This window comes from Methylobacterium sp. WL18 (genome assembly GCF_008040015.1).
Classification (GTDB): Bacteria; Pseudomonadota; Alphaproteobacteria; order Rhizobiales; family Beijerinckiaceae; genus Methylobacterium; species Methylobacterium mesophilicum.
The window spans coordinates 1-7,765 of record NZ_VRVD01000200.1; the positions used below are offsets into that span (position 1 = coordinate 1).

Consider the following 7,765-nt stretch of genomic DNA (forward strand, 5'->3'; position numbering starts at 1 on the left):
CCCGGTAGCCGTCCGCGAGGGCGCGCCGGCGGGCGATCAGGCCGGGCAGCCGGGTGAGCTGCGCACGGCCGATGGCCGCCTGCACGTCCGTCATCCGGTAATTGAAGCCCGCGACCGTGTACGCCTCGGCCACCACCCGGGCGCTGCCGTGGCGCGCCACGTCGGACACGCTCATCCCGTGCTGGCGCCACAGCCTGAACTTGCGGTCCCAGTCGGGATTGGCCGTCGTGATCATGCCACCGTCGCCGGTGGTCAGGACCTTGCGCGGGTGGAACGAGAAGCAGGCGACGTCGCCTGCGGGTCCGCCGATCGGCCGCCAGACGTCGCCGTGGAGCCGCTCGGAGCCGATCGCGCAGGCCGCGTCCTCGATCACCGGGATGCCGGACCGGCGCCCGAGCGCCACGATGGCCTCGAGGTCGCAGGGCATGCCCATCTGGTGGACGCAGACGATCGCCCTGGTCCGCTCGGTCACCGCCGCGGCGGCGGCCTCCGGGGCCATGTTGAAGGTCGCCGGGTCGATGTCCACGAAGATCGGCGTCGCCCCGCACTGGGCGATGGCGTTGGCGGTGGCGATGAAGCTGTGGCTCACCGTCACCACCTCGTCGCCGGGTCCGACCCCGGCGGCGAGAAGCGCGAGATGCAGCGCGGTGGTGCAGTTCGAGACCGCGCAGGCATGGGGCGCGCCGACGATCGCGGCGAACTCCGCCTCGAAGGCCGCGACCTGCGGCCCCTGGGTCAGCCAGCCGGAGCGGACGACGGCGGCGGCGGCCTCCGCTTCCGGCTCGCCGACATCGGGTTTCGCGATCGGGATCATGCCAGCGCCCGCCTCAGGTGATCCGAACCGGCCTCGTCGCTCCACCAGGACACCAGGTCGGCCAGCCCCTCGGCCGCCCCGATCTCGGCCTCGAAGCCGATCAGATCCCGGGCGAGGCTGGTGTCGCACAGGCGCCGGGGCACCGGGTTCACGGCGCGCTCGGCCTCGTGGATCAGCGGGGTGCCGTCACGGCCCATGATCCGGGTGAGATGGCCGGCGAGATCGACCAGGGAGGTCTCCACGCCGGTGCCGACGTTCAGCACCACGTCGGTGGCCGGTGCGGTCGCCGACAGGATGTTGGCCCGGGCGATGTCGCGGACATGGACGAGGTCCATGGTCTGCAGGCCGTCGCCGAACACGATCGGGGACTGGCCCTCGGCCAGGCGCTGCATCCAGCGCACCATCACCTCGGTGTAGCGGCCGGTCAGGTCCATGCGCGGCCCGTAGGCGTTGAAGTAGCGGAGCGCCACGTAATCCAGGCCGTACATGTCGTTGAACGAGCGCAGCAGGCCCTCGCCGAACGACTTGGCCGCCCCGTAGAGGGTGCGGTTGTCGTAAGGGTGGTGCTTCTCCGTGGTCGGGAAGTTCTCGGCCATGCCGTAGACCGACGCGGACGAGGCCATCACCACCTTGGCGACGCCGGCCTCGACGCAGCGCTCCAGCAGGTCGAAGGTCGCGGTCGCCATCACCTCGAAGGCCTGGCGCGGCTCGGCGGCGCATTGGGTGATCCGCAGGGCCGCCTGGTGGAACACCACGTCGGTGCCCTTGACCAGGCCGTCCATCAGGGCCCGGTCGCGGATGTCGCCCTGCACCAGCCGGACACGGCCCGAGCCGAGGGCGTCCTTCAGGTTCTCGGGCCGCCCGCGGACCATGTTGTCGACGGCCACGATCTCGTCGCAGCCGGCCTCGACCAGCAGGTCGATGATGTGGGATCCGATGAAGCCGGATCCGCCGGTGACGAGGATCCGGGTCCCGCGCAGGTCGCCGGCGAAGCGGCTTCCCTTGCTGACATCACGCAGCTTTTGCATCGGCGACCTCGCAGTAGCTCGAGACGGCCCGGCAGACGCTGTCGATCTGGCTGGACGTCAGTTCCGGGAACATCGGCAGGGACAGGGTCCGGGCGGCCAGGCGCTCGGTGACCGGCAGGCGGCCGGTCCCATCGTCCAGATGGCGGTAGGCGGGCTGCCTGTGGACCGGGACGGGGTAGTGGATCCCGGTACTGATCCCGGCCTCGGTCAGGTGCTGGCGCAGGCCCTCGCGGTCGGGGGTGCTGACCGCGTAGACGTGGAAGGCGTGGTCGCGTCCGGCCGCGCCGGGCAGATCGAGCCCGAGACCCGCGAGCCGCGCCCCGTACTCGGCCGCCACCGCCTGACGGGCCCGGGTCCAGCCCTCCAGGTAGGGAAGCTTGGTACCCAGGACCGCGCCCTGGACCCCGTCCATGCGCAGGTTGAAGCCGTGCCGGACGTGGTTGTACTTGCCCTGCTGGCCCCAGTCGCGCAGGCACCGCGCCGCCTCGGCGAGGTCGTCCCGGTCGGTGACGATGGCACCGCCCTCGCCGTACGCGCCCAGGTTCTTGCCGGGATAGAAGCTGAAGCAGCCGATATCCCCGATCGTGCCGGCCTTCCGGCCGCCGCGCTCCGCGAGATGCGCCTGCGCGGCGTCCTCCACCAGGGCGAGGCCGTGGCGCCGGGCGATGGCCCCGAGTGCGTCCAGATCGGCCATGCGGCCGTGGAGGTGCACCGGCAGGATCGCCTTGGTGCGGGGCGTGATCGCCGCCTCGACCAGGGCCGGATCCATGGTCCAGTTCACCGGGTCGATGTCGACGAGGACCGGCGTCGCGCCGGCATAGAGCACCGCCGCGACGGTGGCCACGAAGGTGGCCGAGACCGTGATCACCTCGTCGCCCGGGCCGATATCCAGGGCCAGCAGCGCGAGATGGAGCGCCGCGGTGCCGCTGCTGACGGCCACCGCGTGCTTGGCGCCGCAGGCCTCGGCGAAGGCCGCCTCGAACGCGGTGACCGCCGGTCCGAGGACGAAGTCGCCGCTGCGCAGGACGTTGAGGACGGCGGTCTCGACGTCGCCGCCGATGGCCGCGTATTGCGCCTTGAGGTCGAGAAACGGGATCACGAGGCCCTCGCAAGTGGCATGAGGTCGATGGGGTGGCCGTTCTGGCGCAGGGAGCGCATCGCGGCCTCGAGGAGTTCGACCACGCGCAAGCCGCTGTGGCCGTCGGTCTTCGGCGCCTTGCCGGTCTCGATGCAGTCGACGAAGTGCTCGATCTCGACGACGAGCGCCTCGCGGAAGGAGAGGTGCGGCGACCACATGTCCCCGGTCCGGTAGGAGACCATCAGTTCGGTGATGTCCCCGGAGCCGTCGCCGACGGTGACGCCGCGGTCGTAGACCTTGACCTTCTCGATCGGGTCCAAGTCGTTGTAGACGATCATCTTCTTGCTGCCGCCGATCAGCGTCTGCCGGACCTTCACGGGGGCCAGCCAGTTGACGTTGATCTGCGCGACGACGCCGCGCGGGTAGAAGATCGTCAGGTGGGCCATGTTCTCGGGGCGGCCGCTGAAATGGCCGGTGCCGCTCGCCGAGATCGCCACCGGGGCGAGGTCCAGGACATGGTCGAGGATCGCGAGATCATGGACCGCGAGATCCCAGATCACGTTCACGTCGCGCTGGAACAGGCCGAGGTTCACCCGGGTCGAGTCGTAGTAGAAGACCTCGCCGAGCGCGCCGTCCTTGATCAGATCGTTGATCTTCTCGACCGCGCCCGTGTAGACGAAGGTGTGATCGACCATCAGGGTCAGGTTGCGCTTGGCCGCCTCCTCGATCAGCAGCCGCGCCTCGAAGGCCGAGGACGTGATCGGCTTCTCGATGAAGACATGCTTGCCGGCCCGGAGCGCGTTGATGGCGATCTCGAAATGCGAGCTCACCGGCGTCGCCACCATGACGGCGTCGATCTCGGGATCCGCGATGAGGTCGCGCCAATCCTGGTGGAGTTCGGCCGCGGGATGGCGCTTGCCCGCCCGGGCGAGCGCAGCGGGCGACTGGTCGGCGATGGCGGCGAGCCGGCACTGCTCGGTCTCCGAGGTGCAGCGGGCCAGGTTCGGCCCCCAGTAGCCGTAGCCGACGATTCCGATGGCGATCATGTGCGTGTGTCCCCTCAAGCGATCTGCAGAGGCTCGGCCGCCGCCGGCCGGGACGGCCGTTGGGACCGGGCGCGCTTCTGGCGCGTGTCGCCGATGACCCGGGCGGGGCATCCGGCGACGATGGCGTAGGGCGGGACGTCGCGGGTCACGACCGCGCCTGCGCCGACCAGGGCGCCCTCCCCGATGGTGATGCCGGCCACGATGGTGGCGTTGGAGCCGATCGAGGCGCGATCCCCGACCAGGGTCTCGACGAGTTCCCAGTCGCCGTCGCGCTTCAGGCTGCCGTCGTCGTTCGTGGCTTCCGGATAGCGCTCGTTGGTGAAGACCACCCCGTGCCCGACGAAGACTTCCGCGCCGATCGACACGCCTTCGCAGATGAAGGTGTGCGAGGAGATCTTGCAGCGGGGGCCGATGGTGCTGTTGCGCTGGATCTCGACGAAGGGTCCGATGCGCGACCCGGTCTTTATTTCACATCCATAAATATTAACGAGATCTGGGTAAAAGATACCCACGTCTCGCTCAATATCCGCATCGGTAATCGGCATCCCCGCAGCTCCTTTTGCCGAACTTCTGTGCGGCAAAACTGCGCGGACCTGCGGACGATCGGGAACCCAGGCTTTCGATACCGGTCCTCCCCCGAAAGGCGCACCGCGCTTCCCCGGGGCGGCGCGGCCCCCGGGGGCCTACCTCGAAAGGCGCAAGGCGCCGCGCCGAAGCGGAACGCCGGCCTCCTTTTGGACGAGTCCCGGCGAACTGCGCCGCTGCGCATCATGCAGGCTGAGCTGTGCCCGAGCATGAAGGGACGACGCGTTGAACACCTGGTCCCATCCGGCCTGTCCCGAGGTCTTCGCAGGTAAGCCCGTCCGCAGCGGCGCGTCGCTGCGAAGAGTCTTCGCAGCGAGCGCCGCGATCCTGCTGACGCTGGCCGCGCAGCCGGCCTTCGCCGAATACCGGATCGCGGCGGGCGATTCCCTCGAGGTGACGGCGCTCAGCATTCCCGGGTTCAAGCAGGAGGCCACGGTCGGGATCGACGGCACCGTCATGGTGCCGCTTCTCGGCGAGGTGCCGGCGGTCGGGCTGACGGTCTCGGAGTTCCGCAAGACCCTGCAGAAGGCGCTGCCGGCCAAGGCGGTGCGGCAGCGCAACGCGGAGGGCAAGGAATCGATCGCCGTGATCGAGCCCGACGAGATCGGGGTGCGGATCGCGAAGTACCAGCCGGTCTACCTGAGCGGCGACGTGACCAAGCAGGGCGAGCACCCGTTCCATCCGGGCATGACCGTCCGGCAGGCGGTGGCGCTGGCGGGCGGCTACAACCTGCTGCGCTTCCGGATGGAGAACCCGGTCGTCGAGAGCGCCAACCTGCGCGCCGAGTACGACAGCGTCTGGGCGAGCATCGCCCGCGAGAGCGCCAACGTCTGGCGGCTCAAGGCGGTCATCGCGGCGGCACGGGCCGACAAGGCGGCGCCGGCCGGGGCGGACCCGAACGTCCCGCCGGTCCGGGCGAGCGTCGCGCAGAAGCTCGCCGAGCAGCAGCTGCGCGTGCAGATGTCCGACGTCGCCAAGGAGAAGGAGCACCTGCAGCGCGCGCTGACCCGCTCCCAGAACCAGCTCGTCAGCCTGACCGAGCAGCAGGCCAAGGAGAAGGAGGGCGTCACCGCCGACGCCGACGACTACGACGCGGTGCGGGCGCTGTTCCAGCGCGGCGCCGTCGTGACGACGCGGCTGACGGATGCCCGCCGGGCGGTGCTGCTGTCCTCGACCCGGGCGCTCCAGACCACCGTCCAGGTGGCGCAGCTGGAGCGCGACAAGGGCGAGCTGACCCGCAAGCTCGAACGGGTCGACGACCAGCAGGCCCTGGACGCCATGGAGAAACTGCAGGTCTCGGAAGACAACCTGACCGCGCTCCGCTCGCGCCTGAACAGCATCAACGACAAGCTGGTCTATACCGGCGCCCTGCGCAGCCAGCTCCTGTCCGGCAGCCGCGCCCGGGCGTCGATCGCCGTCTTCCGCCCCAACAGCACCACCCCGAGCGCGGTCGACGCCGCCGAGGACATGGAGCTCCAGCCGGGCGACGTCGTGGAGGTGGTGCTCAAGCCGGACCCCGCCATGCGGGGGATCGGCGACGGCGCCGGCCAGAACTGACGCCACCGGATGCCCATCGCGCCGGACGGCGACCGCCGGCCTTCGGGAAAAAATATTCCAGAACAAGCGCTTAGCGCGTCGTTCAGGATCCGGGATCCGAGACGATGCGCAAACCCCGCCCCGGTGAGGGACACGCCATGAACAGACACTCGACCAGCGCGGCCTTCCTGCGGGCCGACCCCGTGGGCACCGGCGCCGGCAGGCCGTGGCGGGACGCGCCACGGACGCCCGATCCCGATTCCCAGGTCGCGATCCTGACGATCATGCGGCGGAACTGGCGGTCGATCCTGGCGCTTAGCGGCGTCGGGCTGATCGCCGCGATCATCTACGTCGCCACCGCACCGTCGATCTACACCGCCAGGGCGCGGGTCTACATCGAGAGCCGGTCGAGCCCGGTCACGGCCCGCGACACGCCCGGCGCCGCGACCCCCCTGGAGATCCCCGAGGTCGAGAGCCAGGTCGAGTACATCCGCTCCGAGAAGATCGCCCTGGCCGCGGTGCACCGGCTCGGCCTGGCGCCGACGCAGGACCTGTCGGTGCCGCCGCACCCGCTGGTGGCGCGGGTCCGGGAGGGCGTCGGCGCGGTCAAGCTGTTCGTCGCCGGCCTGATCGGCCTCTCCCCCGCTCCCAAGCCGGGCGTCGCGGTGGGCCCGGACGAGCGCCAGGCCGCGACCGTGCGGGAGAACCTGGAAGCCGCCCGCATCGGCGCGGCCTACGTCATCGAGGTCGGCTACAGCCTCGACAACCCCACGACCGCGGCCGCCGTCGCCAACGCGGTGGCGGACGCCTACGTGGCCACGCAGTTGGAGAACCGGTCGCAGATCTGGAAGGTCGCCGGCGAGTGGATCCTGCCGCGGCTGAAGGAGATGCAGCAGCGCGCCAGCGCGGCCTCCCGCGAGGCCCAGACCTACAAGGCCGAGCACGCCATCATCGATCTCGGCAAGCGCGGCCTCGTGGGCGAGCAGCAGCTGGAGGAACTCAACACCGCGGTCGCCTCCGCCCGGTCCAGGACCGTGGACGCCCGCTCGACCCGCGACCAGATCCGCGCGCTGCTGGCCTCCGATATCGCCGATCCCGGCATCACCGAGGCCTTCAAGGACACGGTGATCATCCAGCTGCGCAAGCAGTATGTCGACCTGGTGCAGCGCGCCGACGACCTGAAGCGCCGCCTCGGCCCCGACCACGACGCGGTCACGGCGATCCAGAAGGACGTGCTGGCGGCCAAGCAATCCCTGCGGGCCGAACTGGAGCGCCTCGCCGCCTCCCTGGACCGGGACTACGAGGTCGCCAAGGCCCGCGAGGACAGCATGTCGGCGTCCTTCGACGCGCTGATCTCGAAGACGCTGGTGACCAGCGAGGCGCGGGTGAAGGCGAAGGAGCTCGACCGGGCGGCCGAGACCTACGACCAGATCTACACGAACCTGCTCAGCCGCTACATCGACGCGGTCAACCAGCAATCCTACCCGCAGCCCTCCGCGCACGTGATCACCCCGGCCACCGTCCCGGAGCGCCCGAGCGCGCCGCGCGGCGGCCTGATCGTGATGCTCGGCATGCTGGTCGGGGCCGGCCTCGGCGTCAGCGCCGCCTTCGCGCGGCACTGGTTCGACCGGACCCTGCGGTCGCCCGGGCAGATCACCGGCCAGGGCCTGTCCTGCCT

At 70.4% G+C, this 7,765-nt stretch carries 7 protein-coding genes; 2 read left to right on the forward strand and 5 right to left on the reverse strand.

Features of this window, described 5'->3' with window-relative positions; translation table 11 throughout:
* From FV228_RS15265 to FV228_RS15285, 5 genes are all read right to left on the reverse strand, one after another.
* Nucleotides 1-814, reverse strand: an 814-nt coding sequence (locus tag FV228_RS15265) for a DegT/DnrJ/EryC1/StrS family aminotransferase (RefSeq protein WP_147855400.1), incomplete at its 3' end; no start/stop codon positions are given.
* Nucleotides 811-1,794 carry an SDR family NAD(P)-dependent oxidoreductase gene (locus FV228_RS15270; protein WP_210247801.1) on the reverse strand — a complete coding sequence of 328 codons (984 nt, stop codon included), beginning with the start codon at nucleotides 1,792-1,794 and terminating at the stop codon, nucleotides 811-813. The genes FV228_RS15270 and FV228_RS15265, both read right to left, overlap by 4 nt.
* Before the next feature lie 31 nt (nucleotides 1,795-1,825).
* Complete coding sequence (locus FV228_RS15275) at nucleotides 1,826-2,941, reverse strand: DegT/DnrJ/EryC1/StrS family aminotransferase (protein ID WP_147855402.1); 1,116 nt, start codon at nucleotides 2,939-2,941, stop codon at nucleotides 1,826-1,828.
* Nucleotides 2,938-3,966 carry a Gfo/Idh/MocA family oxidoreductase gene (locus FV228_RS15280; RefSeq protein ID WP_147855403.1) on the reverse strand — a complete coding sequence of 343 codons (1,029 nt, stop codon included), beginning with the start codon at nucleotides 3,964-3,966 and terminating at the stop codon, nucleotides 2,938-2,940. Before FV228_RS15280 ends, FV228_RS15275 begins: the two co-directional genes overlap by 4 nt.
* Nucleotides 3,967-3,980: 14 nt before the next feature.
* Entirely contained in the window at nucleotides 3,981-4,511 is a 531-nt protein-coding gene (locus FV228_RS15285) for an acyltransferase (RefSeq protein WP_147855404.1), read from the reverse strand.
* A 265-nt stretch (nucleotides 4,512-4,776) separates the two neighbouring features.
* Here FV228_RS15285 and FV228_RS15290 point away from each other — a divergent pair, with 265 nt between their 5' ends.
* Together FV228_RS15290 and FV228_RS15295 are read left to right on the forward strand one after the other, a co-directional pair.
* Nucleotides 4,777-6,108 carry a polysaccharide biosynthesis/export family protein gene (locus tag FV228_RS15290; protein WP_147855405.1) on the forward strand — a complete coding sequence of 444 codons (1,332 nt, stop codon included), beginning with the start codon at nucleotides 4,777-4,779 and terminating at the stop codon, nucleotides 6,106-6,108.
* 137 nt (nucleotides 6,109-6,245) lie between these two features.
* A partial coding sequence (locus FV228_RS15295) for a GumC family protein (protein ID WP_187277763.1) occupies nucleotides 6,246-7,765 on the forward strand: 1,520 nt, incomplete at its 3' end.